The organism is Dyella sp. AD56, from assembly GCF_002878475.1.
Taxonomy (GTDB): Bacteria; Pseudomonadota; Gammaproteobacteria; order Xanthomonadales; family Rhodanobacteraceae; genus Dyella.
Genome location: NZ_NRDP01000024.1, coordinates 102,647 through 127,050 on the forward strand (window position 1 = coordinate 102,647; position 24,404 = coordinate 127,050).

The 24,404-nt window shown below is 62.4% G+C and carries 43 protein-coding genes; 20 read left to right on the plus strand and 23 right to left on the minus strand.

Going from position 1 to position 24,404, the window contains the following annotated elements; translation table 11 throughout:
* Window positions 1–5: 5 nt before the first annotated feature.
* The 6 genes from DyAD56_RS15685 to DyAD56_RS15710 form a co-directional block, all read right to left on the minus strand.
* Window positions 6–2,135, minus strand: a complete 2,130-nt coding sequence (locus tag DyAD56_RS15685) for a terminase gpA endonuclease subunit (RefSeq protein WP_102303711.1) — start codon at window positions 2,133–2,135, stop codon at window positions 6–8.
* Window positions 2,074–2,688 (minus strand): hypothetical protein, encoded by a 615-nt coding sequence (locus DyAD56_RS15690; RefSeq protein ID WP_102303712.1) that lies wholly within the window; start codon window positions 2,686–2,688, stop codon window positions 2,074–2,076. Before DyAD56_RS15690 ends, DyAD56_RS15685 begins: the two co-directional genes overlap by 62 nt.
* 158 nt (window positions 2,689–2,846) lie before the next feature.
* Window positions 2,847–3,473 carry a hypothetical protein gene (locus tag DyAD56_RS15695; RefSeq protein WP_102303713.1) on the minus strand — a complete coding sequence of 209 codons (627 nt, stop codon included), beginning with the start codon at window positions 3,471–3,473 and terminating at the stop codon, window positions 2,847–2,849.
* Window positions 3,474–3,607: 134 nt separating this feature from the next.
* Window positions 3,608–3,907: a hypothetical protein gene (locus tag DyAD56_RS15700; RefSeq protein ID WP_102303714.1), complete on the minus strand. Its 300-nt coding sequence runs from the start codon at window positions 3,905–3,907 to the stop codon at window positions 3,608–3,610.
* Between the two features lie 19 nt (window positions 3,908–3,926).
* Window positions 3,927–4,145 (minus strand): hypothetical protein, encoded by a 219-nt coding sequence (locus tag DyAD56_RS15705; protein ID WP_102303715.1) that lies wholly within the window; start codon window positions 4,143–4,145, stop codon window positions 3,927–3,929.
* A 19-nt stretch (window positions 4,146–4,164) separates the two neighbouring features.
* Window positions 4,165–4,458, minus strand: coding sequence for a hypothetical protein (locus DyAD56_RS15710; protein ID WP_102303716.1), 294 nt, complete (start codon window positions 4,456–4,458; stop codon window positions 4,165–4,167).
* Between DyAD56_RS15710 and DyAD56_RS15715 the strand changes: the two genes are divergently transcribed.
* A complete protein-coding gene (locus DyAD56_RS15715) occupies window positions 4,457–4,669 on the plus strand; it encodes a hypothetical protein (protein WP_102303717.1) in 213 nt (70 codons plus the stop codon). The genes DyAD56_RS15710 and DyAD56_RS15715 overlap by 2 nt on opposite strands.
* Window positions 4,670–4,713: 44 nt before the next feature.
* On the opposite strand, the gene DyAD56_RS15720 is transcribed toward DyAD56_RS15715, so the two are convergent.
* The 12 genes from DyAD56_RS15720 to DyAD56_RS15770 form a co-directional block, all read right to left on the minus strand.
* Complete coding sequence (locus DyAD56_RS15720; RefSeq protein WP_199179001.1) at window positions 4,714–5,052, minus strand: hypothetical protein; 339 nt, start codon at window positions 5,050–5,052, stop codon at window positions 4,714–4,716.
* Window positions 5,049–5,690, minus strand: a complete 642-nt coding sequence (locus DyAD56_RS15725) for a glycosyl hydrolase 108 family protein (RefSeq protein WP_158241361.1) — start codon at window positions 5,688–5,690, stop codon at window positions 5,049–5,051. Before DyAD56_RS15725 ends, DyAD56_RS15720 begins: the two co-directional genes overlap by 4 nt.
* Window positions 5,691–5,928: 238 nt before the next feature.
* Entirely contained in the window at window positions 5,929–6,153 is a 225-nt protein-coding gene (locus tag DyAD56_RS15730) for a hypothetical protein (protein WP_102303719.1), read from the minus strand.
* 113 nt (window positions 6,154–6,266) lie between these two features.
* Window positions 6,267–6,944, minus strand: coding sequence for a hypothetical protein (locus DyAD56_RS15735; RefSeq protein ID WP_102303720.1), 678 nt, complete (start codon window positions 6,942–6,944; stop codon window positions 6,267–6,269).
* On the minus strand, window positions 6,941–7,588 hold the full coding sequence (locus tag DyAD56_RS15740) for a Ref family recombination enhancement nuclease (RefSeq protein WP_102303721.1): 648 nt from the start codon (window positions 7,586–7,588) through the stop codon (window positions 6,941–6,943). The genes DyAD56_RS15735 and DyAD56_RS15740 overlap by 4 nt, the downstream gene beginning before the upstream one ends.
* A complete protein-coding gene (locus DyAD56_RS23935) occupies window positions 7,585–7,737 on the minus strand; it encodes a hypothetical protein (RefSeq protein ID WP_158241362.1) in 153 nt (50 codons plus the stop codon). Before DyAD56_RS23935 ends, DyAD56_RS15740 begins: the two co-directional genes overlap by 4 nt.
* A gap of 20 nt (window positions 7,738–7,757) precedes the next feature.
* The gene (locus DyAD56_RS15745; RefSeq protein ID WP_233202503.1) at window positions 7,758–8,048 is read right to left on the minus strand and encodes a hypothetical protein; all 291 of its coding nucleotides are present in this window, start codon (window positions 8,046–8,048) and stop codon (window positions 7,758–7,760) included.
* Between the two features lie 17 nt (window positions 8,049–8,065).
* Window positions 8,066–8,578: a VRR-NUC domain-containing protein gene (locus DyAD56_RS15750; RefSeq protein ID WP_199179002.1), complete on the minus strand. Its 513-nt coding sequence runs from the start codon at window positions 8,576–8,578 to the stop codon at window positions 8,066–8,068.
* On the minus strand, window positions 8,571–8,798 hold the full coding sequence (locus tag DyAD56_RS15755; RefSeq protein ID WP_146010538.1) for a hypothetical protein: 228 nt from the start codon (window positions 8,796–8,798) through the stop codon (window positions 8,571–8,573). Before DyAD56_RS15755 ends, DyAD56_RS15750 begins: the two co-directional genes overlap by 8 nt.
* A 46-nt stretch (window positions 8,799–8,844) precedes the next feature.
* Window positions 8,845–9,357, minus strand: coding sequence for a winged helix-turn-helix domain-containing protein (locus DyAD56_RS15760; protein ID WP_102303724.1), 513 nt, complete (start codon window positions 9,355–9,357; stop codon window positions 8,845–8,847).
* Complete coding sequence (locus tag DyAD56_RS23940; RefSeq protein ID WP_102303725.1) at window positions 9,354–9,923, minus strand: hypothetical protein; 570 nt, start codon at window positions 9,921–9,923, stop codon at window positions 9,354–9,356. The genes DyAD56_RS15760 and DyAD56_RS23940 overlap by 4 nt, the downstream gene beginning before the upstream one ends.
* Window positions 9,889–10,713, minus strand: coding sequence for a helix-turn-helix domain-containing protein (locus tag DyAD56_RS15770; protein WP_102303726.1), 825 nt, complete (start codon window positions 10,711–10,713; stop codon window positions 9,889–9,891). The genes DyAD56_RS23940 and DyAD56_RS15770 overlap by 35 nt, the downstream gene beginning before the upstream one ends.
* 78 nt (window positions 10,714–10,791) lie before the next feature.
* Between DyAD56_RS15770 and DyAD56_RS15775 the strand changes: the two genes are divergently transcribed.
* Window positions 10,792–11,040 carry a hypothetical protein gene (locus tag DyAD56_RS15775; RefSeq protein WP_102303727.1) on the plus strand — a complete coding sequence of 83 codons (249 nt, stop codon included), beginning with the start codon at window positions 10,792–10,794 and terminating at the stop codon, window positions 11,038–11,040.
* Window positions 11,041–11,208: 168 nt separating this feature from the next.
* Here the strand turns inward: DyAD56_RS15775 and DyAD56_RS15780 are convergent, their stop codons facing one another.
* Genes DyAD56_RS15780 through DyAD56_RS15790 form a run of 3 tightly spaced genes read right to left on the minus strand, consistent with a single transcriptional unit; the run spans window position 11,209 to window position 11,888 of the window.
* Window positions 11,209–11,448: a hypothetical protein gene (locus tag DyAD56_RS15780; RefSeq protein WP_102303728.1), complete on the minus strand. Its 240-nt coding sequence runs from the start codon at window positions 11,446–11,448 to the stop codon at window positions 11,209–11,211.
* The gene (locus DyAD56_RS15785) at window positions 11,438–11,638 is read right to left on the minus strand and encodes a hypothetical protein (RefSeq protein WP_102303729.1); all 201 of its coding nucleotides are present in this window, start codon (window positions 11,636–11,638) and stop codon (window positions 11,438–11,440) included. Before DyAD56_RS15785 ends, DyAD56_RS15780 begins: the two co-directional genes overlap by 11 nt.
* Window positions 11,639–11,678: 40 nt before the next feature.
* Window positions 11,679–11,888, minus strand: a complete 210-nt coding sequence (locus tag DyAD56_RS15790) for a helix-turn-helix domain-containing protein (protein ID WP_102303730.1) — start codon at window positions 11,886–11,888, stop codon at window positions 11,679–11,681.
* Between the two features lie 5 nt (window positions 11,889–11,893).
* Here DyAD56_RS15790 and DyAD56_RS23945 point away from each other — a divergent pair, with 5 nt between their 5' ends.
* Both DyAD56_RS23945 and DyAD56_RS15795 read left to right on the plus strand, forming a co-directional pair.
* The gene (locus DyAD56_RS23945) at window positions 11,894–12,658 is read left to right on the plus strand and encodes a hypothetical protein (RefSeq protein ID WP_158241363.1); all 765 of its coding nucleotides are present in this window, start codon (window positions 11,894–11,896) and stop codon (window positions 12,656–12,658) included.
* A 35-nt stretch (window positions 12,659–12,693) separates the two neighbouring features.
* Window positions 12,694–14,352 (plus strand): MASE1 domain-containing protein, encoded by a 1,659-nt coding sequence (locus tag DyAD56_RS15795; protein ID WP_233202512.1) that lies wholly within the window; start codon window positions 12,694–12,696, stop codon window positions 14,350–14,352.
* 22 nt (window positions 14,353–14,374) lie between these two features.
* Here the strand turns inward: DyAD56_RS15795 and DyAD56_RS15800 are convergent, their stop codons facing one another.
* Window positions 14,375–14,833, minus strand: a complete 459-nt coding sequence (locus DyAD56_RS15800) for a hypothetical protein (protein ID WP_146010539.1) — start codon at window positions 14,831–14,833, stop codon at window positions 14,375–14,377.
* Window positions 14,834–15,033: 200 nt separating this feature from the next.
* Here DyAD56_RS15800 and DyAD56_RS15805 point away from each other — a divergent pair, with 200 nt between their 5' ends.
* From DyAD56_RS15805 to DyAD56_RS15880, 16 genes are all read left to right on the plus strand, one after another.
* The gene (locus DyAD56_RS15805) at window positions 15,034–15,273 is read left to right on the plus strand and encodes a hypothetical protein (RefSeq protein ID WP_102303733.1); all 240 of its coding nucleotides are present in this window, start codon (window positions 15,034–15,036) and stop codon (window positions 15,271–15,273) included.
* Window positions 15,270–15,536, plus strand: coding sequence for a hypothetical protein (locus DyAD56_RS15810; RefSeq protein WP_102303734.1), 267 nt, complete (start codon window positions 15,270–15,272; stop codon window positions 15,534–15,536). Before DyAD56_RS15805 ends, DyAD56_RS15810 begins: the two co-directional genes overlap by 4 nt.
* On the plus strand, window positions 15,533–15,724 hold the full coding sequence (locus DyAD56_RS15815) for a hypothetical protein (RefSeq protein ID WP_102303735.1): 192 nt from the start codon (window positions 15,533–15,535) through the stop codon (window positions 15,722–15,724). Before DyAD56_RS15810 ends, DyAD56_RS15815 begins: the two co-directional genes overlap by 4 nt.
* Window positions 15,721–15,969: a hypothetical protein gene (locus DyAD56_RS15820; protein ID WP_102303736.1), complete on the plus strand. Its 249-nt coding sequence runs from the start codon at window positions 15,721–15,723 to the stop codon at window positions 15,967–15,969. The genes DyAD56_RS15815 and DyAD56_RS15820 overlap by 4 nt, the downstream gene beginning before the upstream one ends.
* A 231-nt stretch (window positions 15,970–16,200) precedes the next feature.
* Window positions 16,201–16,563 carry a hypothetical protein gene (locus DyAD56_RS15825; RefSeq protein WP_102303737.1) on the plus strand — a complete coding sequence of 121 codons (363 nt, stop codon included), beginning with the start codon at window positions 16,201–16,203 and terminating at the stop codon, window positions 16,561–16,563.
* On the plus strand, window positions 16,560–16,757 hold the full coding sequence (locus DyAD56_RS15830) for a hypothetical protein (protein ID WP_102303738.1): 198 nt from the start codon (window positions 16,560–16,562) through the stop codon (window positions 16,755–16,757). The genes DyAD56_RS15825 and DyAD56_RS15830 overlap by 4 nt, the downstream gene beginning before the upstream one ends.
* Before the next feature lie 144 nt (window positions 16,758–16,901).
* Window positions 16,902–17,093 carry a hypothetical protein gene (locus DyAD56_RS15835; RefSeq protein WP_102303739.1) on the plus strand — a complete coding sequence of 64 codons (192 nt, stop codon included), beginning with the start codon at window positions 16,902–16,904 and terminating at the stop codon, window positions 17,091–17,093.
* A gap of 295 nt (window positions 17,094–17,388) precedes the next feature.
* The gene (locus DyAD56_RS15840) at window positions 17,389–17,952 is read left to right on the plus strand and encodes a DUF1566 domain-containing protein (protein WP_102303740.1); all 564 of its coding nucleotides are present in this window, start codon (window positions 17,389–17,391) and stop codon (window positions 17,950–17,952) included.
* Window positions 17,953–17,961: 9 nt separating this feature from the next.
* Window positions 17,962–18,396: a four helix bundle protein gene (locus DyAD56_RS15845; RefSeq protein WP_102303741.1), complete on the plus strand. Its 435-nt coding sequence runs from the start codon at window positions 17,962–17,964 to the stop codon at window positions 18,394–18,396.
* A complete protein-coding gene (locus DyAD56_RS15850; protein WP_102303742.1) occupies window positions 18,393–19,745 on the plus strand; it encodes an RNA-directed DNA polymerase in 1,353 nt (450 codons plus the stop codon). Before DyAD56_RS15845 ends, DyAD56_RS15850 begins: the two co-directional genes overlap by 4 nt.
* A gap of 12 nt (window positions 19,746–19,757) precedes the next feature.
* The gene (locus tag DyAD56_RS15855; protein WP_102303743.1) at window positions 19,758–20,150 is read left to right on the plus strand and encodes a hypothetical protein; all 393 of its coding nucleotides are present in this window, start codon (window positions 19,758–19,760) and stop codon (window positions 20,148–20,150) included.
* A 13-nt stretch (window positions 20,151–20,163) separates the two neighbouring features.
* Window positions 20,164–20,358: a hypothetical protein gene (locus DyAD56_RS15860; RefSeq protein WP_102303744.1), complete on the plus strand. Its 195-nt coding sequence runs from the start codon at window positions 20,164–20,166 to the stop codon at window positions 20,356–20,358.
* Window positions 20,355–20,945, plus strand: a complete 591-nt coding sequence (locus tag DyAD56_RS15865; RefSeq protein ID WP_102303745.1) for a DnaJ domain-containing protein — start codon at window positions 20,355–20,357, stop codon at window positions 20,943–20,945. The genes DyAD56_RS15860 and DyAD56_RS15865 overlap by 4 nt, the downstream gene beginning before the upstream one ends.
* Entirely contained in the window at window positions 20,942–21,184 is a 243-nt protein-coding gene (locus DyAD56_RS15870) for a hypothetical protein (RefSeq protein WP_102303746.1), read from the plus strand. The genes DyAD56_RS15865 and DyAD56_RS15870 overlap by 4 nt, the downstream gene beginning before the upstream one ends.
* Complete coding sequence (locus DyAD56_RS15875) at window positions 21,181–21,708, plus strand: hypothetical protein (RefSeq protein WP_199179003.1); 528 nt, start codon at window positions 21,181–21,183, stop codon at window positions 21,706–21,708. Before DyAD56_RS15870 ends, DyAD56_RS15875 begins: the two co-directional genes overlap by 4 nt.
* A 98-nt stretch (window positions 21,709–21,806) precedes the next feature.
* The gene (locus tag DyAD56_RS15880) at window positions 21,807–23,678 is read left to right on the plus strand and encodes a DNA cytosine methyltransferase (RefSeq protein ID WP_102303747.1); all 1,872 of its coding nucleotides are present in this window, start codon (window positions 21,807–21,809) and stop codon (window positions 23,676–23,678) included.
* A 2-nt stretch (window positions 23,679–23,680) separates the two neighbouring features.
* On the opposite strand, the gene DyAD56_RS15885 is transcribed toward DyAD56_RS15880, so the two are convergent.
* The gene (locus DyAD56_RS15885; RefSeq protein ID WP_102303748.1) at window positions 23,681–24,337 is read right to left on the minus strand and encodes a hypothetical protein; all 657 of its coding nucleotides are present in this window, start codon (window positions 24,335–24,337) and stop codon (window positions 23,681–23,683) included.
* Window positions 24,338–24,404 lie beyond the last annotated feature (67 nt).

Here is a 24,404-nt window from a genome sequence, read left to right on the forward strand (position 1 = left end):
CCGGCTCAGGCGAGCCTGGATGTGATCGATTTCTTGCCGGGTTCGGCCCGGGTGACGCTTGGCCCCTTGGCCGGTTTGGCTGCGGGAGGCGCTGTTGAGGCGGGTGAATCGGCCTCTTGAGTTGCTTGCTCGGCCACGATCGAGAGCGCTGCCGCAATGTCTTCCGCACGGCGGTTGAGCTTCAGCCCAAAGTGCAACAAGCCGCACAGAGCCGCATATCCGTAGACGCGGCAATCGAGCGCTTCATTGGCCCGGCCAGGTCGCAACTCCCATACGCGGTAGCGCTGTCCGGCCTTCACCACCAACACAGATCGCTCAGCCGTGAGCTGCCCGAAGTAATTCAGATCGCGATCCGTCGGGAAGTGCATGTATCCCGGACCGACGGCGTCCTTCGCCAACCGGCTGGTGATGGTGTCTTTGGCTGCATTCACGCCAATGATCACCGGCCGATAGGCCTTCTTGTTCCTGTTCGATGGCCTCGCGGTCGGCCATACCGGCGAGCGGCGACCGCTCCGTGCCGATTCGCCTTTCACCGCCCAGATACGTCGGCCGATCCGGGCCTTACAGAAGTCGTATACGGATTGCGTGTGGTGGCCGCCAGAGTCAACGCAAGCAGCCATTACCTCGAACCCCCGCCCGTCACCGCGCATCCACCGGCGCTGCAGATACATGTCGAGCTGAACTTGAACCTTAGGGTCAGAGAACTCACCGTCGATCACGTGATAGGCGATCGACCACGACTCTTCGTTGCGGCCCCAGCCGATTACCTCGAGCTCGACGCGGTAGTCCTGGACATCGACGCCGACCGTTATGACCGCAACGCCATCGGGTACGTCTGCGCCCCACACCTCGCAGCGTCCGGCCAACGCTTCGAGCTGGATTTCTTTCCCGGAGTGTCGGCGATAAGGCAAGCCAAGCTGCGTATTCCAGAAGGCCTGCTTTTTGTCCTCGTCGTCCTTCGCCGCGAGCCACTTGCGCGCGATGTCTGCCGGCTTGTCCTTCGACCAGGGGCTGTACAGCTTGCTGACCTGGAAGCCAGCGTGATCGTTTTCGACCGCCATGCGCCCGCAATCGGGACATAGGGCTCGATAGACTTCGAAGCGGTCACTGGCCCACCAGGCCCAGACTCGATCTATCGCCCCCTCATAGCTTGCCTTCCACGCTTCCTCGTAGGCCTCCAGAGGCACGTGCCGCTGGCCACAGCAGGTGAATGGCCGCGTCTGGTGAAACCGAACTGTGGCGAGTGACCGTAATCTCTCGCCCTCCGACCACATGCATGCGCAGTGCTCGCAGAAGATGCGCGCACTTTTGGTTTGATGCTGGCCGCCGTCTTTGTCCCATTCGACGTGCTTGAAGAAGTCGAGAAACTGCCGGTGTCCACAGTGCGGACAGCAGACCGAGGCCCGGCGCTGGTCGGACTCTGCATAGCTGTCAGCGATACGGCTCTCGTCTTCGACGGTCGGTGAGCACGCGCGTACCGAAAGCCAGTTCGCACCGAAGCTTGCGGTGCGCTCTTCGGCGAGAGCGATCGGATCGCCCTCGCGAGTGATTGGGTACTTGTCGACCTCGTCCGCCAGCAACACGCGGATCGGACGGCGTGCCAAGTTGTCGGGGCTGCCTGCGCCAGCAAGGGCGAGGAAGCCACCAGGGAACGCCTTGTACAGCAGCGTCTCATCCGAGGACCGCGTTCGGCCGGAGCCGATCAACTCGCGGAGCACTGGGGTGACACGCAGAAGCGGCGTTATCCGCTCCTTTGAAAACTGCTCTGCCGCATCCTCTTTGGGCTGAAGCAATAACATCGGGCACGGGTCCAGGTGCGCGAAGTACCCGAACACGTTCTCCAGCAGCGCCGTCTTCAGCAGCTGCGTGCTCACCATCACGGTGATGACGTGCACGCCAGGCTCAGTGACCGCGAGCATAGGCCCGCGCGCGACCTCCACTGTCGAGGTAGACCACTGCCCGGATGTGCTACCAGCCTCTTTAGCTAGCTTGCGGTACCGGTCTGCCCAGGCAGGAACGCTGATGCGAGGCGGCGGCGTCCAACCGCGTCGCCAGGCCAGCCCAAGCCGATACTCACTGGTCGGCGTCGAAATGGACGTCGGGCTCGCCGAGCTGGCCGATGTGCTTATGGACATGCTGAGTGAGCGCCTCGGTTACCAAGTCGGCTTCCAGCCCGAGGTCTGCCGCAATCAGGGGGCCGACGCGCGCCGGCCAGTTGAGCCATGCATCCCGCGCGGCTCGTGCGCCCTCAAACAGAGCGCGCTCAGCCAGCTCGAGCGAAACCAGGGCTCCCGACTTCTCCTCGTATTCAAGTTTCCGGAGCAACGCGAGGTAGTTCTCTTTGCGCTCCAGCGCCTGCCCGTACGGCAGCATGTCGACCACACCCGAATCGAGTAGTCGGTCGGCCCTCTCTTCCAATGACTCCTCATTGGCACGCGAGGCTGAGTCACTCGGAGCGGCGGCAGGTGCGAACACCTGTTCGCGCCTGTTCGCAGTGGTGTTCGCACCCGGTGCAGAGGGTTTTGCGCCGACCGCGTTGCCTTCGCGCCAGGCCGATCCGACGAGCGATGGATCGATGCTCTTGTCTTCGGAAAGCCTTAACCGGCCTTGCTTTACAGCCCGTCGGACAAGCGTGTCCGACACACCTTCTCGGCGCGCGAACTCGCGAATGGAAATGCCATTGTTCATTTTATGGAACGATCACTGCGAACATGGTGCGAACACCTTTCGGACCCCATAGCTGGTGAATCATCGCGGCGCGCAATGCCCACGTTGCAGGAAGGCTCAGGAGGGACCCAAGAGGGGTGGGGGGGTGTCACCATGCAGGCCATGATGGTGACCCCTTCCTACTCGCGCGCAGTCGCCATCGCCTTTGCCATGGCTGCACCGAAGACCGCGTTGAACCTGCGGTCAATGATCATCTGCGCATGGCTTCGATAGTTCAGCCGCTTCGGTACCGGCAACGCGTCACCGAATCGAATGAGAAGCTTGAGCGAGGCCTTCTTGCCACGCTTCGCAGGTATGCGTTGCCACACACCGTTGACGTCGCCGTGCGCAGTCTTCACAGGACCAATGAACACGTCGCTGCGCGCCTTTAGGCGCTGCAGCGTGGAGCGAGTCAGCTGGCCGTACTGATCGAGCCTGATGTTCTTGGGGTTGAGCAACGCCCTGCCCGGCAGCTCGTGCTGGCCACCCGTTTCATAGGGAAGCAGATACTTCTGGGCGATCGGCTTGACATAGACCTTGGCGACCAAGCTGTCCTTGCGGGCACCGTGAACGCCAATCGATTTCACAGTGAAGGGCTTGGGCTTCTTGAAGGTAGCGGCAATGTTGGCCGACTCAGTGATCGCGACTTCCTTCGCCAGCATGGTCAGAGCCGTCGCCGTAGCGAAGCCGATCTGCTTATAGGCCAGCGCAGACAGGCTCTTAGTAACGGCCTTGACGTTTGCCTTTACGGAAATCTCGATAGGCAATGGGACAGCCTATCGCCGCTTTGACCGCCGCCATCGCTTGATGTCGGCGATACCATCGGCCGCGAGCATGGCGACCACGCCCGTGGCCGCCAATGCAGACAACACGGCGAAGAAAGTCTGCACCGCGTCCACGGTTACGCAGTAGGTGCAGCGGCCGGGGCTGCCTTCTTGAACAGTCCCGAAGTGTTGAAGATTGCGACCGCGGCATTGATGAGCGGAGTCAGGACACCACTCAGATTGGTCAGGGTTGCCACGTCCGCGCCAGCGGCAGTCAGAAAGGCATTCACCTTCTGCTCGGCTGCCTGCAGCTTGGCGCTACCAGTGATACCAGGCGCATTGGCCAGCGAGGATTCGACACTCTGCACCGCCTGATCGATCAGCGTGAACAGGTTGGGCACAAGCGACAGCAGGGTGATGACGGACGAGAGGCTCATGGATTGCTCCGGTTGACGTTCAAAGGATGGCGCCTCGGCGACGCAGGTCGTCGAGGCAGGCAGCGGTTCCGCGATGCTTGATGGCGTTGCGCTGGAAGACACCAGCGGCACCGATAGCCCAGATTCGCTGGTCGCTGATGTATTGCTTGGCGATGCGGAGCTCGGCGATGGCAGCTCCGTAGTCAGGGGGATCGAGGTCGAAACCGAGCCCGACAGGCGCGTTCGGATAGAGTCCCAAAGGCTCGAAAGGCTCATGTTCACCGCAACTCACTATTGGCTTGGGCAATGGCGGCGTTGACGTCGTCGGATTGCTTGCGCAGCCCGGAAGGGCCAACAGCATCAGCGCGAGCGGTATCAGTGGCCTTTTCATTTGCTTCCCTCGCCTGCTCCACCTGCTGGGAAACGGTGTCGCGAATGACTCCGCTCGCCGCTTCGGCAGTCGCTTGGTTGTTGGATGCCTTTACCGCGTCAGCAGCTTGTTTCCGCTTGAAGAGGAAGCCGGTCAGCGCGCTAAGCAACCCGCCTAACAGATCCGCGAGAAGTTCCAACATGTCGAAGCCCCAGTGGATTACGGCCTACGAAGAGCAAAAGCGCATAGATGGCGAAACCGGCGTGCAGCAGCAGTGCCCACCACTGGACCGGGAAGCCCTCAGCGTTGTGGCCGATCCACCCAAAGGAACCTGTGGTCACCAACCCGAAGGCTACGGACCTGATCGGGTGATGGAATGGGTTGAGCTGACGCAGAGCATCGCCAGCGCATAGCAGGATCACCGCCAGCAATACGATGTCCAGCACGCTCAGGTAATTCATTTCGCACTCCCATCCCCCTGTGTGGGTTGGGTGGATGCGTCGCCGAGCTGTTCATCGGCACGACGGCTCACGGCCTTCTTTATGGCCGGGATGATGGACATGGCGCAGAGACCGATAACAAAGGCCGCGCCATTGTTGAGTTCGGGTCCAAGATTGAAATGCTCCAGAATCGCCGGCGTGAGATAGGCCGCTGTGAGCGTGCCCACTACCACTGCGCCGATAGCCTGGGTGCGATTCAAGTTCTGGATGAAAGCCAGCGAGACGACGCCGCCAGCAAACCCTGCAATCGTGGTGCTGAGCTTGATACCCAGGGTGGCGCTCACCGGCTCAGTCATGCGGCGGCTCCGAGTGCGCCAGCGTTATAAGTCTTCACGGTCGCGACCACGTTCGCGGGAACGGCGATCGCGGTACCTGCAGCCATGTCGTAAGCGCGGTCAATGACGCCACTATCGCCAGCCTGATGGCCTGGCTGGGCGCCCATGACGCGTCGCGTCCAGCCCTGGCCGAATGTTGCGAACGTTGGCAGTCCCCGCAGGAAAGCCATACGTGCGTTGCAGATGGCATCCGTTAGCGCACTGATGCCATACGTCGAGCCATAGCTGACGATGGCCTGGATGGTTACCGGGCCGATCTGACCATCCTGCACGGTGTGAACGATTGCTTGCAGCGCGCGTGCGGCACGAGCGACGCCTGAATTCACGGCGAAATCGAAGGCGGCATAGTCCACGCCCAGCGGCAGGGCGTCGCCATTGATCATGTTCCAGTAGCGCCAGCGGTAAATCGCCCGAAGCTCCGCATCTGTCATCAGGCGAACCGACTGACGCGGCACCTTCCGACGGTCACGGTCATCGTCATAGACGGCCTGCGTCACTCCCTTGTAGGTAGCTCCGCCCGGGTCTTTCGGGTTGTTGACCCACCCGCCCTCATAGACCAGCGTCAGACTAAGGCTGGTGTCGAAATTCGTCTGGCTCATCGCGCTCGTGCCGCAAGAACGGCGATACATAGGTGGTCAGGCTTGGCGGGCGGTGCTTTTTACACTGCGAACCACGTGGGGAATCTCGTTGTCCACCGCAGCACGGCATCGGCTCACGCCGAGGCGCTGGTCGTGCATTCAGCGAGCCTGACCTTGAAACGACGCCGCGACGGGCCGTCTCCCGAAGGACTTACCCCGCATATCCACCTAGGGGCGCGCAGCGATTCGGAACGACGGCTTACTCCGCCGGCGTGAAGTCGATGAAATATTCCTTGTTCAGCTCAAGCAACCCGCACGCGTCCGGGTTGCTGATGAGCATCGTGAGCTGACCACCCGGGGTTGCCTGGGACCAGCTGTAGTTCGCGCTGGAAGGGTCCGACGAGTAAACCGGGGAAAGCGATACTTGCTCGCCACCCTGATAGGGCTGCACAGAGTGAACTCGAAACTTGGCGCGGATAGACATGAGATGCTCCAAAAGAAAAGCCCCGAACTGGGCGGGGCTGTATCAAAATGAGTGGTCGCACGAAGCGGCAGAATCATTGTAGTGACCAAAACCGGAAGCGCCTATTCCGGAAATTAGGCAGCTGCGCGTTCGAGCGCACGACTCGCAGCCGCCAAGCCATCAGCACAGTGATCCATCAGCCACGTGTACACGTAATGCCACGTCTTGCGGTAGGCATCCTCTTTGATGCCAAGCGCGCCTGCCCGGTCGACGTTCTTCGACGGGATGACGCCCTGCTCCTGGCACCGGCCACACGGCTTGGGGCCTGTTCTCGACGCGACCTCTTTCCTTCCCTCGCAATCGGGGCACTGCCGTGGCGAAAGGATCTCCGCCAGCACCGCCGGGGCAAGACGCGCATATGCAGGATTCGGCAGCCGGATCTCGTTCTGCACCTCGTCAACGCTCGGCCAGCGATTCTCGTGCGCTGAGGCGTACATGCCCTGGGCCCGGCGCAACGCGAAGCGGTCGGAGCTGATGGCAATGGCCAGCGTCGCGTCCAGCATGGCGTTCTCCCGTCGGCGGTACTCGGCCATCAGCTCGGCGTTCATGGCATTGAGCGCGTGGTGCTGGAGCGACCAGCGACTGTCCGGCCACCAGTAGAGGCACAGCAGGTCTCGGCCGAGGCCACGCGGCACCATGCCCAGGGCGCCAGCGATATCCGACGATGTCAGCTCAGGTAGTCCGCCACTGCCGATATCGAATCGGACGTTCTTCGGGTGCAGGCGCGCCAGCAGATAGGCGGGGTGCGTCATGCGGAGGCCTCACGCAGCTCAACCGTCACCGCAATTGGCACCACGCGCAGCGGGCCGCGGTGAGGCTGCCTGACCTTCTGGGCCTTGAGCAGTCTTCCGGCCTCATCCTCGCTCGCCGTCACCTCGGCCAGGTTGATGCGGTCGTCCTGGTCCGCCAGCCCCCACAGTTCTGCGTGGCCCGCATTGAGCGTCGTCTGCATGTCGATCACCTTCAGTGCAATGAGTTGGTCTTGCAGCGCCAGCAGCGAGTCATCGCTGCCATAGCGCGTCCGGAACTTGCGGGCGTGGCGGGCATAGCTCGGCCCCAGCACGGCGGTGCACTGAGTGACGGTCATCCCCTCGAGCGGCTCGCCGCGGTGATGCCAGCAACACAGGCCGATGCTGTAGCGGTGGCCGCGCCGGGTATGCCCATGGCGCCCTGTCTTGGTCAGGTGGTGCACCTCGGGCGTGGTGAGCCTTCCGCTCATCAGGCAGGCGAGGCAACCGATCATCCGAATGACCTCGAAGCGGAGGTCTTCGCCGACGGTCGGGGTTCCGGTGCTACGGCCCTGCCTGAGAGTGCTACCGCGCTTCTTCGCCTTGGGGGCGCGCTTGTCGCTCACCTGCTTGAGCGCTGTCCGGCTCAGCAATGCTGTCCGTTTCATGCCATCACCTGAACTGGTGCGGCCAACACGTCGTTCACCTTCTCGACCAGGCGCCGCGCCTCTTCCTCGGTCAGCCGGTACACCCCTGCCCCGACCAGCACCTCTATGCTGCCGTCAGGCAAGCGCTCCGCCAGAGGGCGATGCTTCATGGTTGGCTTGCGTGGATCCATCACGCGGCCCCCGCGCGGCCGGCCGGCACACCATTGGGCCACCCGCAGGCGCGGGCATCATTCAAGCGAGCGGCCTGCTTCTCTCGAATCGCTTTGGCGCGTATCGGATCGTCGTCATAGGGGACTGCGAGCACGTCGAGCGCGGTTCGCATGTGCCGAGAGGCCGTTGCACGAGAGATCCGCAGTTCGTCGCAGACGGCGTCGGCAATATCCCCCATGAGGAAGTGCTTATCGCGCCGGTAGGCATCTTGAACTGCCACCAGCACGCGCATGGCCAATGCCGTCGGCAACAAATCTCCTTTCCGTCTCATCGCCACACCTCGCGCAGGTTGCCGTCCACATATGCTTTCCAAACGTCGAACGCCGCTTGTGCGCCTTTGCACACGAACGCCGCGTAGCCCTCATCGATCGACTCAGTGAGCCACTCGATCTGGTTTTCACTCGGCCGACCGTCCAGCGCCTTCATCTCGATGTACAGCCCGTGGAAGCCGCTGCGCGCCACGCTGCAGAACAGGTCATGCACGCCCGAGCGAACGCCTTCGGCCTTCAGGCGCCCCGCCTCAGCCTTCGAGCGGCGTCCACCATTGGGAATCGCGAAGGTGCGCTTAGCGGCGCGCGCATAGCGCGGGTCTCGCAGCGCCAGCGAATCAACGCGCTGGATGAAGTCGACCTGCTCGCGGTGTTCTGGGTCGTCGCGCTTCACCTTCGGCGCCGACGGCAGCACGGGGAGCGTCGGCGTCTTCGGTACCGAGGGCAGGCGCGCACGCATGCCAGCGGGCATGTCGTCGACGCTGCGATAGCGGAGCGCGCCCTTAGGCATCGATGTCCACCTGCATCAGGTCGCGCTCGAGGTATTGGCTCACGCGCAAGCGGGACTCTTGGTTGCCCGCATCTTGCGGACCGATGCCCAGCTCCTTGCACGCCTGCCAGTAATCCCGCTTCTCCCGGCGACAGACGTAGCAATACCCACGCACGCGCTGCGAGCGCCACCTGATCCACTCAGGAAAATGCACGCCATGGCGCGCACAGCAGATCAGCACCTTCGTCCCTCGGAAAGGGAGCGTCGAATGCCGACGGGGGCGATCCTCACCCAACATAGCCGCCCCTCATGATCTCGCCGAGGCGACTGCGCATATCCACCGCCAGCCGATCCACCGAAAACTTGGTGCCATTGGCCGGCGAGGAGCGATAGGTACCGACAAGACTATCGATGTGCCGGTCCATGGCGGTGCCGTACTCGGCGTGGTGGTGGAGCGCCACTGCGCCCTCGCCATTGCAGCCGATGAACACTGCGACCTCACCGTGATCACGGAGGATCTCTGCGACTCGGCGCGATGCCGAGCCAACCGAGGCAAGCGTTACTTCACCGAGCTCGACCATGCCGGCCGTGGCAATGGAGAATAACTGCGTCGGACGGCCGTTCTGGTACTTGACCCGGTTTCGGACAGACTTCACCAGGCCCTCCGACTTCAGGAGGTTCAGCGCACGGCGCACCACGCTGTCACCCAGCGCCAGTTCTTTCATCATCGCCTCGACGGTCATGGACTCACGCTGGAGCGCGGCGTAAATGCGCGAGGCGGCTGGGCTCATGCTGATCACGCAACCTGCTCCTGAGCCTGAGCGCCCGAGCCAAGGATCTCGGCCATGCGCGCCAGTTCGCGACGCACCGTTTCGTCGTTCGCTGGCACCGGCTTCGCTGGCTTCTCGTGCTTGATCACCCCGGCGACCGGCGGAGGCAGTGGCCATCCCCGCATCACGTGCTCGCACGTCAGTTCGTAGGCCTCACTGACGGCACGCTCGCAGCGGAACTGATCGCCCGAGTTGTATTCGCCCGTGTTGAGGTACGTCCAGAACTGGCGAACGAACGGAGTGATGAACTCACCCAGGTGGCCCATGTCATGGCGCACAGAGGCGATGCTCGGAATGCCCATGCACATCGCACGGAAGCGTGGAGCCGATGGGGGCCATTCCAGTCCGCGCGCCAGCGCAGCCTGTAGCCCCAAGGCGATCTGCGCAGGCGTGACGCCAGCGAGCGCCGCAGACCACGTGTCGGCAGCGTTGCCGGCTGGGTCTACCCCGTACTGCTTCGTCCACGTGTTGCCGAACATGTGCGCCATCTTCAACCAGAACTTATCCAGCAGGTCCTGCGGTGCACGTGCCTTCAACGACCTCACTCGATCGTCGGCCGTCTTGCTCACGGGCTTGTCGCTCGTCGATGGCGCGCTGGACATCGTCGCCAACGCCTCCTGCGCTGCCGCTGCTACGGGTTGCATGGGTGCCTCCGTTGGAGTTCTGCTTCGGCGCGAATAGGCCGCGCCAGCCGAGTTCGATCGCGTTGTCGATAACCTTCTTGGGCGGCCAGCCTTCGGCGCGCAGCCTGCCGAGGGCTTCGATGGCCAGCTCGGCGGCGCGTTGGGTCAGCGGCTGCTTGCGCTCCTTCCGGTCACTCACCCAGGCATCCCAGACGTCGGGCGGCAGCCAGGGGGGCAATGTGACTTCGATCGGAGGTGTAGCTGAACGCGTGCGCTGACGTTTGCTCTTATTGACGGTTAATGACGGTTCTTGACGGTTAGTGTCCGCCTGGCGGACTTCGTCGTCCGTCTCCCGGACTTCGTTGTCCGGCAGGCGGACTAGTCCGCCGTCATCCGAACTAGTACGCCTGCCGGACTGGTTGCCCTCGTGGACTAGTTCACCTGCCGCGAAAGCTGCCGGCGTGACGTTGTAAGTCGTCTTGTAACGGTCGGTCCGATCCGCCTTCACCGCCTTGTACTTTTCCAGCCACTTGATTGCGTCGATCACCGCCGTGCGACCGAAGCACGTCCGCTCGCAGATCGTCGTCAAGGAGGGCCAGCAATAGCCTTGGTCGTTGGCGTTGTCCGCCAGCGAGATCAGCACTGCCTTCGGCGTCGGAGGCATCTGCAGGGGCCAGCACTGCGCCATGATCATCGTGCTCATGGCGCACGCTCCAGGGCGGACCCCTCACGGTGATAGGCTGGCTGTGCGACCAGAACAACCACACACCGAAGGGAATCCATGAACGAGGAGCAGCTGGAAAACGCCTTCTCCCATATGATGGGACGAGTCGTCGCGATGGAGTTTGCGCTGAAGGTACTCATCAGCACTCACCCCGATCCAGAGAAGTTAGCCGCCGTTTGGCGCGCACGTGTACCGGATTTGGTCGACGCCGGTAGCGAATCGCCGGAGACCGTGCACGACCCTGAGTTCCGCGAAGGACTGACGCGCCAGCTTCAACTGCTCGGTTCCCACCTGTCTCAGAAGTAGGCCACCAGATCCATGGACGCCATCGGATGTCGCGATTGCGGTACCGCACGAACGCCCAGCCAACATGCACCCACCAACCACGACCATTCGCGCGATATACAGGGCGCATACCCATTACGAGCGCCAGCGCGTTCATCTTGATTGGGTCGAGGTTGGGAGTGATGTCAGTCATGTCTGTGGCGTGAGATGCGCGCGATCGAGCTCCCGTAGAGCAATCGCTGCGTCGCTGGTGGTCATACCTGAGCGCGCCGCCAGCTCTTTGCAGGCGGCTTCGAAGGCAAGTTCTTCAGGCGGTTTTCCGAGAAGCGATGCAGCGCTGATGAGTCGCCCGTAGGCCTCGTCACCACCAAGCTCCAACGCAGATAGACGGCCGTTAAAACGGTCCTGAACACGGACTTCAGCCTTCATGCGAGCCAGCGCTACGCTGTTCGCCGAATTCCTCCAGGATCTTCTGAACGCCCATGTTGATGAGCTCGCGCTTCAGCTCTCCCCACGTACGTCCGGCCAACACGGCAGCTTTCTTGCCGCGCCCGCGCTCGATGTCATTGAGAGCGACCTTCTCGTCTTGGCGCCGAAGCTGGGGATCGAGGTACGTCATAGTCAGGTCCTTTGAACTGCGAGTTGGTCTGTGGTCACGGTCAAGCGGCCTGATTGGGCTGCTTGTCGTTGTTGGCGGGCGGCTGGCGACCTACAAGCTGCAAGATGCGAAACCCGGTGTCGTAGCTCACGGAAAGAACCCCGTTCCGGATGCGATTGATCGTCGAGCGGTTAACGCCAACGGCCTGGGCGATTTGATGCTCGTTCCAGTGGGCATCGATGAGGGCTTGCACAGCGGCTTTAGGAGTCATGGGCCATGAGCATTGTGCGTTTACGCACAAATGTCAATGCTTTTGCGCAATCAACTGCGCAGACGCAATGTCCGAACATGGAGGGCATGAGCTACCTCCAGCAGAACCTCAAATGGCTGTTTGAAACGAAGAAGACCAACGGCTACCAAGTGGCCCAGAAGACGGGCGTGGTCGCGAGCACGATCAATCGCATCGTGAATAGCAAGTTCAACGACGCGCGAGACAGCACGATTCGGCCAATCGCGGAACACTTCGGCCTTTCAGTCAATGACTTGAAGAATGTGGACCTGCAGGCCCAGGAGAAGCTTCTGGCCGTGGGTGAGGCCGTGGGTAAGCTGTCAGTGGACGCGTGCCTGATCACGGCGGTTCCCGAATTTTTCCCGGAGGATGCTCCGCTCATGAACCTGCTGGCACCTCAGGACACGATCGCCCTATCGAAACCTGCGCTCGCGGCTATCACGACCGCCCCGCCATCTGATGTGCGTTTCGCGATTGCCCTGGACGATGCCATGCGCGGCGAGATTGAAAAAGGTGAGCTGGTTCTCATTGATACCCGTGTTCGGACCGTTACGGTCGACGGCATCTATGCTTTTACTTACTTCAAGCGACCGCACATTAAGCGAGGCGGTCACGAGGGAGCATCAGGTGGTTTGATGTTCACCGGAACCAATCCAAGGGTGAACAATATCCCCGTGGAGACCGAGGAAGAGATGAAAGGACTCAACATCATCGGCCAAGTCATTGCCTCCTTCACCAGGCGGCGTTACTGAGTCGATTGCCTGCGGCCTTCAGGGGGAGGGACAAGGTGGTATATCTAGCAAAGTGGGCCAGGAACTATTGGGTCCAAGGGACTGCCTTTGCCGTCCTGTATGGATTGACCTTCTACCATTTGAAGGATGCCTCGCCAGCTACTCTTAACTTGCCTGTCGGCATGCGACTAGCGCTTTTCCTTGCCCTTCCACCGCGTTGGTGGCCTTGGCTTGTCGCCGGAGACATCGGAGCAAACGGGTACTGGAACATCACCGTTGCCGTGAAGCATCACTTTCCTGCCCTTTGGGCGGCGGTGGGTACGTCAATGCCGGTGCTCGCAGGCCTGATCCCTGCACACTTCAACAGGAAGTTTGGCGGCCCATACGATTTTGATAAGCCCCGCGACGCGATGCGCTTCCTTACCACCGCAGCCGGCAGCTCGCTCCTCACCGCGCTGGTATGCATCCTTGGCATTCTGGCCGCATCCATCGGCCGCCCCACGGGCATGACCTATGCCGACCCGGCCTTGGCGTCCCAGTTCACGATTTATCTCACTGGAGCATTAGCTTCCACTGTGCTCCTGCCGCCACTGGTGCATGTCGTTCGGGAGTTCTTTCCTAAAGGCAAGCGTGCTCTCACGGACAAGGACCTGATCCTTATCGGCGGGTTTGCCGCCTATGTGCTGGTGGGAACGCTCTTCCTACAATCGGTCCCAATCGGCATGCTCACGCTTGTCCGATGTGCTCTCTATGCGCCCCTGATCCTCATGACGCGCATCATGGGTTGGCGTGGCGCCACCATCATGGGGCTCGTTTGTGCAATAGCTCTTCAGGCGACGCAACGCGTTGACGTGGAAGGGCCATTTATCTCGGTGCAGGATATCGCCACTGCCTGCGCGGTCACCATGTTCATCTTCGGGTCCGTTATCTCCGAACAACGCAAGCAGGTGATAGCTGCCAAGGCGCAAAGCGAGCAGTCGCAGAGCGACGTGCGTCAGATGCGTGGCCTTGTTAAGCGCCACGCAACTCGTTCCGAAGCGCTCTTTCGGCACAGCGCGGGAATCATGGAAGATCTCGTGCGCGGCGCTCAGCAGGCGGAACGACAGATGCAGGACACGCCCGATCGTGGGGAGCGCGCCCTCATCCAGTGGGAGGCGATGAAGGGAATTCGCGAACGAATGCGCTCACTGAGTGAGATCTTCCATCCAGAATTGCTCGAGCAGGCAGGGCTCAGAGCAACTATCTCGTCCGGGCCGCTGTACCAGATACTCAGCGCCTGCGGGATTGCGTTTGACGACGATCTACGTGCGCGTCCGGGCCTACTCTCGCAAGAAGTCCAAATGTCGCTGTACCGCCTTTCTTACGAAGGGGCGTGCGTCATGCTTCGCGATAAGACACCGGAGAGGATGGTGGTGTCACTTCGGATCGGCAGAATTGCTAGGGGGCCGCGCTACGCGATCCTGCGCTTGAAAGGCGTTGTTTCGAGCCCTGAGGGATGGCGTGCCCCGACCAGTGTTGTGACCACAGGTTTCAGCCTGGATGGTATGGGCTTGGTGGCGGAAAGCTTCCAGGGTCGCGTCAAATACAGCAGGGACGCGCACCGCATGACCATCCTCTTGTTCGACGGTGCAACTCAGGCGATCACTGAGACCGTAAAGGCCCTACCGTTCTCAATGAACCAAGGCCACCCCTCGGTTACCGACGCCGCGGGCTAAACCCGCGGCGTCGTGGGACGCTTTAATTGATCTTCGTGCAGTCGGTGACACTGGTGCAGTCCGCCGCCGCGACAGGTCTCGCGCTGGGCGATGCCACAAGCCCTCTTGTTGGCGATGCAGTAACCGTGGTGCCGCTGTCTGAGTACACGGTCACGCCGTCAGCCGGTGCCGAATCAGTGACCGCCTGCAATTGACCGGCGCCCAGCGGCAGCGCGAGCGAACTCGTCCCATCAGGCGACGCCGCCACGCCGCCGCGCACAGTTCCGTTCACGTCGTTCACCTGGATGAATTTCAGGCCATTGACGGCGAACACGTAGACATGGAACTGCGGATTCGCGCTTACGTCCTGGGCGTTTGGCCACGATTGGCCCAAGCCGCTGGCCGGCGCAGTCTGGGCTACTGCAACGCCCAAACCACCCATCAGCAAGCACAGCCCCATCGCCAAGGCCACAACGGCCCACTTTAATCTGCTCCGGTCCATCCCCTGCTCTCCTTCAGTCTGTTGGCCTTTCGGCGATTCTTGCGCCGCCAACTCAAGCACTGAACCTGATCAAAAACATGAACGCCCACTGAATGCCGCGCACATTTCAGTGCGGATGTGTGCGTTTTCGCACGCACCCCTATTGCAAATAGTATGTGCGTTTACGCACAATTGATTGCACTTCACGAGGGGCCTATGCGATGAGCGCCGTCTACCCAGCCGAACTATTCGTCCTGCGCCGTCAGGTCCGAAACGTCTCACTCGCTCCAGCCAGCGTCACCAGGACAGCCGAACGCATCGCCCTTCGCGCCCGCGCCATCGGCATCTCCACCTTCCGTGCCCGCGAGGGCGCCCTGAACTACCTAGCCTCCCTGTCGTATCTGGGCGGTATGTACGTCCTCGGCGCCAGCGGCACTGACAAGCCGAAGGGTACGGCATGACCACCGAGCCGAGTTTCCGCGCCCGGTGGGTCAATGAGGCGAGCTCCACCACCAAAATCCCGTCAGACGTCGCTCCCATCACCGTCCACGGATCAGGTGTTGAAGACGCGATCACCAAGATCTCAATCAACATCGGGTCCGCTTGCATAGGCATCGATGACGCAACGGCCGAGCTCATTGCCGAAGCACTCGTTTATGCAGTGAAAAAGCGGCGCGACGCGTTCGCCCAGAGAGCCGCGGCGCAGCGGGAGCAGTCCGCATGAATCCGATGCCCGCCCCGCTCACCGATGCAGAACTCGACGCGCTCGGCGCACTCGCAGGCCTGCGCATCAATCGCTGCATCGACGAAATCCTTTCCAGTTTGCCGGCCTCGCCGGGGACGTCCGCCCCCTCTCCCCCCTCCGGTGTTTCCGGCGGGGCTGGCACCTTCTCTTCGGAGGATCGCACGTGAAGCGCATCGCTCTGCTTGCATTCGCTTGCCTGGCTCTCGCCGCCTGTACCGATGAGGCCACCACGCGCGCCGCTCTCGACGCCGAGGGCTTCACGGACGTCCACATCACCGGATATGCGCCGTTCTCGTGCGCTGACAGTGACGACTATGCCACCAGCTTTGTTGCGACCAACGCGAAAGGTAAGCGCGTCCAGGGTGTCGTCTGCAGCAGCTTGATGGGCAAGAACGCAACGGTGCGCTGGTGATGGCCGTGGCCGCGCTCTTCTCGATCTTCCGCACTCGTCGCGGCGAATGGACGGGATGCACTCCGCCCTCAGCAGCTGAGCGCATGGCGCTCTACAGCCCGCGGCATGCCGCTGAGATCCAAGCGCGAGAGAACGCCGGCACTGCCGCACCTCGCTTCACCCTCCACAACGGTCGGCCTGTTCTGGTCGCCTTCCCCACTCGCCTCAACCCCGTGCCCAAGGAGAAGACGAATGTTCGGACGTAAGCACCAGCTTGCCATGGCCCTGCAGGCCCTTCGCTACTACGGCAACGAAGAGACCTATCGGCGTCGCGGACGGAAGGATGACTACCAGCCCGCGCCCTTCACCACCGACCACGGTAAGCGCGCTCGCGCTGCCTTGGAGGCGATCCGTGACGATCAGGCGCGTTCGGTCCTCTCGCGCGTGGGTGCCCTCTTTCGTCGCCGCCCTACGTCGCTCGGTGTGTTTGAGCCGCCCAGGGTCCCCAAGGCGCTGTCTTCCAGCGAACGACGTGCGCGCAAGGCCTTTGAGCAGTCGCAGCGCGATGTGGCTGCACTCAATGCCCGTCGCGATCGCGAGGAAGCGGCTGCGTGAACCGCACGCCCGATCTCTTCGACGGGATCTTCGACAACCAGTCCACCGGTCGTCGTGAGGTCTGGCTCGATGGGAACGTGACACGACATGCGCGCCGCAATGCCGTCGGCGACGCGCAATCCAACTGGCGCGAGATGCGGGCTCCGTGGGGTTCCTACCCCGACCTCCCGGCAAACGCATCCGCGCCAATCTGACGGGCAGCCGATGCCGGCGGCATATCCGGCGATCCGAACACTGAGGCGAAGAAACGGCTGCTCTGGGTTCCTGTGGTGACGACCCATGCATCGATCAGCGCCGGAGAACGTAACCGGCAACTCACCAACCAACTGGAGCCAACCATGGCGTTCAAGTTCCGAATGAAGGCGAAAGTGAAGATCAAGGTCAGCGGCGAGACCGGCACGATCATTGGCCGCGCCGATTACGAGGCAGCGGAGAACAACTACCGCGTGCGCTACGTCGCCAAGACCGGCACCGCCGCAGAGCGCTGGTGGACGGAGTCCGCACTGGTCGCAGCAACCACCTCGAAGTGATCTCCCCGCCCTGTGGAGTGACACAGGGCACATGAAGCGGGCCTGGCGTTCTTGGGCAACCACACCGGAATGGGTTCGGCGGGGTTTGAAGGTCCAGGCTCGCTTCATGTACTGGCAGTACGGCGCGCAGCGCGCGACGCAAAGTCCGTAGGTAATCAGACCTCGTATCCACTGAGCCGGTTCAAGCACGACGGCCAAGACCAAAAGGCACTCGGGGCCACGGCCGGACGATCCGGCTACTGCCACCTAACACATCACATCACATCACGTCGGCGTCGCCGGCAAGGGAATCGAAGTGACTGCACCGACGATTATCTTCCAGAAGGCCTTCATCAAAATCAACAAGGCCCCTGACATCAATGGCATTGCCAGCCTGCTGGAGCCGCTGACGCTGTCATCTATCACCAGCCAGGTGGATGGCTTTCTCAACCCAGATCCGAATCGCTTCGAGCTCGATGCATCCAGCGGAATCATCTACGACCCGCTCACTGGGTTGATGTGGGGTGACGAGACGGACGAGCTGACGCCGGACGAAGCTATGGAAGCATGCAAGGCATCGCGCCAGGGTGGCCATTCCGACTGGACGAAAGCGGGCCTACGCCCGTGGCTCACCATTGTGGATTACACGCGCAACAACCCCGTGTTGCCACCGCCGTTCAAGACCCATGGCGACTCCGTTTGGACGGCTGACGAAACTCCTTGGAGCAAGAAGGAGAAGCGTACGGGTTCTTCCCGCTCCTTCTTCTACGTCGGCATGTGCTACGGCAACGTCAACTACTACCTCGCCGGCTACCGGCGGCGTGCGCGGCCGGTGCGGCGCGCGGCGCCGGCCAGTCAGTGCTTGGTCATTGGCCAGTAACAGCCTGACATGACCTTCCACCTTCCTCCCGCCGTGCGGCTCGCAGAAACCCTTGCTCGCGACATCGAGCAAGCGGTCTCGAAGTTTCACCGCGCGCACCGCTACACGTTCGGCGCTGATCTTCGCGCCGATATGTGGGCCGTGCTCACGACCGCGAACCGTGCGGCGAGGAAGCCTTCGGAGCGGGCCGCGTTGCTCACCAGGCTGGTTGATCAGGTGGATGACCTCAAGCAGCGCCTGCGCCTCGGCCAGTCGCTGCGTCAGTTCAACAGCTTCGGTCAGTTCGAAGCGCTCATGCGCTCGGCGATAAACCTCGGCCAGCAGATAGGCGGCTGGCACCGTCAGCACCACCCCAAAGGCCAGGATGGCCGGTCGCACGCGGCCGGACAGCGTGCCATGACACTGAGTACCCGTGACACCTCGATGGTTGAGGTCAATCAATGACGAAGCTTCGCTACCCACAGGGATGTGCAGCCAGGTCGCAAGTGCACGGGGACGCGGGTTCTTCCCGCTCCTTCTTCTACGTCAACATGAACAACGGCAACGTCAACAACAACAACGCCAACAACCGGCTGCGTGCGCGGCCGGTGCGGCGCGCGGCGCCGGCCAGTGAGTGTCAGGGTGGGGTTACTGTTCGCCAATTGCACGATGCGATGTGCGCGGCTCGACGCCGGAAGAAACCCAGTGCGAACCAGCTCGCGTTCGAACTGGCCTGGATGGATCGCCTCATCGCCATTGAGGCGGACATCAATGCTGGCCGATGGTCTCCAGCACCCGCAACATGCTTCGTCGCAACGCGCCCGAAGGCCCGTGAGATCCATGCGCCTGATTTCGGCGACCGCGTGGTTCACCACTGGCTCGTGCCTCAGCTGGAAGCCATCTACGAGCCGACGTTCATCCACGACAGCTATGCCAATCGAAAGCGCAAAGGCTCTCACGCGGCCGTTCTTCGGCTCAGGCAGTTCGTTCGCCAGACCGTCAGCGGTGAAGGCGGCGGCTGGTACCTGCAGCTCGACGTGCATAACTTTTTCAACAGCATCCACCGACCCACCCTGTGGCTGATGTTGAAGGACCGCCTCACGCGCGCCAACCTCGATGCTGCAGCTTTGCGCGTGGTTCATGCACTCCTTCGTCATCCTGTTGAGCGCCAAGGCGTGCACCACCGAGCCACGGCCGCACAGCGCGCCATGGTTCCGGCTCACAAGCGGTTGGAGAATGCGGCGCCTGGATGCGGTTTACCAATCGGCAACCTCTCGTCTCAGTTCTTCGCCAATGTCTATCTAGACGCGCTCGATCAGTTCGTGAAGCACACGCTGAAGGCGAGGCGCTATGCCCGATATGTCGATGACTTCGTGCTAGTCCACCGTGATCGCGCCGTCCTGGAACAGTGGCAGCACGACATCGAGACTTTTCTTGGCCGGGAACTGGGCCTGAAGCTGAAGGCTGACATTCGGCTACGCCCTCTGTCAGCCGGCATCGATTTCCTGGGTTATGTCGTCTATCCAACCCACACGCGAGTTCGGGCTCGTGTGCTCCAGCACATGACGCAGAACCTCGCTGCTTGGGCCCAAGCACACAGCGTGAGGCACGGGTTCGCTGCGACACCCGCCGATATCCGCTCTGCCGGTTCGATTCTCGCGAGCTTTGACGGCCATCTGCGCCACGCGAATGCGGCGCGTGTGCGGCTCCAAATCTTGAGCCGCTTTCCCTGGGCCAGTCGAATTCCGACGAAGGCCTCCTTTGCCCCAGCGCTAGAGGGAACGACCGTTCTCCTCCGGCATTCACACTCCTAAGAGGATTTCTAAATGGCTCAGGCCAAACGCAAGACCGCTCCGAAGCGCACCACCAGCCGTCCCCGCGCGCGTCGCACCGCCAGCAGCAAGATCAAGCTCCGCGCGATCAAGCCGGCTGATGAAGCCGTGCTCATGAAGGAAGTCGAGGTCGAGTTCGAAAAGCTGTCGCCTTACGATTTCGCGCACAGCGAACTGCTGAAGACCCTGGATCTGCTCACCGATCTCTCCGCTGAGTTGGAGCGCCGCCTGACGCCGGTGCTGAAGCCGAGCGACCTGGTCAAGGGCGAGAAGCTCATCCGACAGGAGAACGTCGCTCCGGTCATCGAGGCCTTTCAGTCGGTCGAGGCCCGCGTGGACACGGTCGCCCAGCGCGTCCAGTACCTCCTCGCCCACCTCGCCATCTGATCGGAACGCCTGCATGCCTCGTTACGGTCGCAATGGTCGCTTCTTCCACTCGCTGAGCCCTCTGGCTCACAAGCTCGATGCGATCGCCATCTCCGCGCCGCACGTCAGTTCGGCACCCAAGGACCATGACGAGGCCGTGGCCAAGCAACAGGCGAAGCTTGCGCGGCGTGCGGCGCGTGCTCGCATCGTTGAGGGTGGCCAGAAATGATGATTGCCGCCTTCCCTCTCTCGTGGCCAAAGAATTTCGGCCGCTTCGCTGATCGCGAAAAGGGTTCGTTCCGCGCCACGCTCGCCGGTGCGCTGAAGAACGTCCAGGACAGTATTCGCCTGTTCGCCAAAGACAGCGAGGTCGAGCTGGCCGGCTTGGTCATCTCGTCGAACTGCACCCTTGGCGTAACCCGCCCCGCTGACCCTGGCGTCGCTGTGTGGTTCACGTGGGGAGGCATGCAGGTCTGCATCCCCGTCGACCGCTACGCGACCGTGGAAGCGAACCTGCAGGCAATCCACCACATCATTGAGGCGCGCCGTGTGGAACTACGCCACGGAACACTTGAGCTCGTGCGCGCGTCGTTCTCTGGCTTCCTCGCATTGCCGGCACCCGGCCCAGACGACGCGAACCACTGGAGCGCGGTGCTCGCTGTGGATCGTGGCGCCTCTACGTCCGAGATCCGCGCAGCTATGCAGATTGCGCGGCTGCGCGCCCACCCGGATAAGTCGACCGGATCACCCGAAGCGTTCAAACGCGTCATGGAGGCCTGGCAGCAGGTCTGCATCGAGCACGGTATCCCCGAATGACCGACATCCTCTTCCTATGTCGACGGGCACGCGCCAGCACGCGCTGTGGCGCCAGCCTCGACGCAGCCCTACGCCACGCGCGCCAGGCGCAGCTGGAAGGCACTGAGGCAGGCCTGCGCCCGCAGGACAGCGCCGCCATTGATCGCGCGCTCCGTGACTTGGAGTTCGCCCTCAAGAGCACCGAGACCCACCGCCAGCGCCTTCTGCGCAAGGCTGATCGAAAGGAGCAGAACCAATGAACATCGACGTCCGCGATGAAGTGATCGAGCGTGCGTGCCAAGCCTACTTCGTCGGCAATGTGCGCAAGCCCTGGCCGTGGCGCGACACGCAAGCCCTGGACGAACCGGACGCTGTGTTCGCGGCGATGCGCCTCGCGCTCGTTGCAGCCCTGGAGAAACTTGCCGGTACCGGCGTTGGACTCATCCTGGCGGAGCGCCAGCGGCAGATCACTGCCGAAGGCTATACGCCGGAGCGCGATGCCAAGACCTACGCTCAGGTGCCGGATGGCCACTATGCCGCCGAGTTGCCCTGCGCAGCCGCGGCGTATGCCTGCTTCGCAGGCATGATCGCCGACTTCCGCGATCTACAGCGAACTCAGGAACGCCCCGAACACCAGCCGCCGTCATGCTGGCCCTGGAGTGCTACCTCGTGGAAGCCTGGCGCAGACAACTCGAACGCGTCGCGCATCCGTGAACTGGAGAAGGCCGGCGCGTTGATCGCAGCTGAGATCGATCGCCTCCTCTCTGCCAGTGAGGGCGCCTGACATGAAGTGGTTCATGAACCCCGACAACAACCCGACCATCCTGGTGATCGCGCTGGTTATTGCAGCCCTGTGTGTCTTTGCCAGCTTCGGAGCTGCCAATGGCTGACGGATCACATCAGGACGGCTTCAACTTCCCACGCCGGAAGTTTGCCTCTGCCCTTCGCCCGGGCGAAATCGTCGTCGATTTCTTCGCCGGTGGTGGCGGCGCCAGCGAGGCCTTGCGCCAGGCGCTTGGTCGTGACCCGGACGTTGCGGTCAACCACGATCATCTGGCGATCAGCATGCATGCGGCCAACCATCCGTTTACGCGGCACATGGAGGCCGACGCCTGGACGGTCGATATCCTTCGGGAGGTCAATGGTCGCAAAACCGGCTGGTTCCATTCGAGCCCCGACTGCACGCACTTCAGCCAGGCCAAGGGCGGCCAGCCGCGCGATCGCCAAGTGCGAAGCCTCGCCTGGGTGATCGTCAAGGTCGCCGGCATCCTCAACAAGCGCGGGCTCGCACCGCGCATCATCAGCCTGGAGAACGTCAAACAGATGCTGCTCTGGTCGCAGCTGGTCGCGAAGCGCGACAAAGCGACTGGGCGCGTCGTCAGGCTCGACGGGTCTATAGCTGCACCCGGTGAGCGCGTACCGCTGCGCGAGCAGTTCCTCGTGCCTGACAAGAAGCGCGCTGGCAGCATCTGGCGCCAGTTCGTCGGCGCGCTGCGTGCGCTCGGCTATGTCGTCGAGCATCGACTTCTGAAGGCCTGCGACTATGGCGCCGGCACGAGCCGCGAGCGTCTCTTCCTGATCGCGCGGCGCGACGGTGAGGCCATTCGCTGGCCAGAACCGACGCACGGGCCCGGTCGTGCCAAGCCCTACGTCACCGCAGCGGACTGCATCGACTGGTCCATTGAGTGTCCGTCGATCTTCCAGCGGAAGAAGCCGCTCGCCGATGCGACTTGCCGGCGCATCGCCAAGGGCATCCAGCGCTACGTCATCACCGCTGCCGAGCCCTTCATCGTCCAGTGTGCCAACGCCTCAGCCAACGGCGTTGCATCATCCGACGACCCGCTTGGCGTCATCACAGCATGGCCGAAGGGCGGCTCGCATGCAGTCATTGCTCCGACACTTGTGCAGGCCGCGCATGGTGACGGCAAGCCACGCGGCGTGCAGCGCTGGGGTTCCGGGCACAGGCATGTCGAGAGTCAGCTTGGTGCGATTACAGCAAGCGGCGGCCATGCCGTCGCAGCGGCCCATCTGATCAAATTCCGCGGCGACAGCGATGGCGGCCCGGTGACCACGTCCATGCCGACCATCACGAGCGGCGCCGGGGCTGCCAGGCCTGCCGGCGCAGCCCACGCCATGGGCATCATCACTACGTTCCTCGAACAGGCCAACGGTGGTGGCGAGAATGGCAACCCTGCCCGGGCACGCGGAGCTACCGAACCCGTCAGCTCGATCACCGGTACCGGCAGCCAGCAGCGCATTGTGACCGGTCATCTGACCGCCTTCGGTCAGAACGCCAAGGGAACGAGCGCGGGCGAACCGCTGCAGACGGCATTGGGTGGCGCCACGCGATTCGGAGTCGTTGAGTGCACGCTGAGCCCGGAGCACGAGGCCGGTGCGCTGCGTGTTGCCGCCTTCCTCATCCGCTACTACGGCGAGGGCGGCCAGCACGGAAGCCTGCGCAATCCCGCGGCAACCATGACCACGAAGGAGAGGCTCGCGCTGGTCACCGTGACGATCCAGGGCACGCCCTACGTGATCGTGGACATCGGTCTACGCATGCTGCGCCGTGAAGAACTATTCCGCGCGCAGGGCTTCCCGGCTGACTACATTATCGATCGCACAGCCGACGGCAGGAAGTTAAGCATCAGCGCCAGCGTGCGCATGGTCGGTAACAGCGTGAGCCCGCCTCCGCTTGCCGCGCTTGCTCGCGCAAACCTCGAACTGAACGTCAAGAACTTCAGGGAGGCGGCGTGATGTCACTGCGGCTTGTTTGGAGGCCTAGCGACCGGGAGGAAGGGCTTCATGTTCTTCATTTGCCGCGGGTTGATCTTCTTATCGAAGTACTGAGTCGCAGCATTGAACTCAATGGCGCAAGCCGCAAGAAAGTCCTTCACTTCGGCGATCTTCTCCGCGACAAATTCGTCCCGAGGGTCATTAACAAGCGTCGCGAGTGCGCCAGTCTGCGCCTCGACGGCCGGGAGGGCATGGATACAGGTCGGAAGGTTGATCGTGAGATGCCGTGGCAGGTCAACAAATGCATCAGCTGGGAGGCTCTCCAGAGGGCTACGGAACTTAGGCCCATTGCGCCGAAACCAGACCGCATGGCCGCCGTCACGCAGGAACTCCCCTTTCATGCACCCGAGGCGAAGATCAGCCTCCACGAACAGGGCTTTCAGCCGGCTCAGTTCCGGCAACGCCATGGCCAGAACAACATCACCTCGCCCCCGACTCGCGCTCCTCCTCCTAACAGCGTCCGACAACGCGATGCCAAGAGCCACTACGGCCGCGGCGAATGCGCCTATGCCGGCGAACCAAGTCCCTTGCTCGACAGCGTTGAGGCCAAGCCACCAACGAACTGTCGGAGCCGAATGAGCCAGCGCTTCGACCCCTGCACACAGCGAATCCATTGCCATGCGTGAAATCTCCATCCTGTTGAATGGCCGCATCGTACGCCTTCCGCTGCTTCAGGGAGGCGGCGGG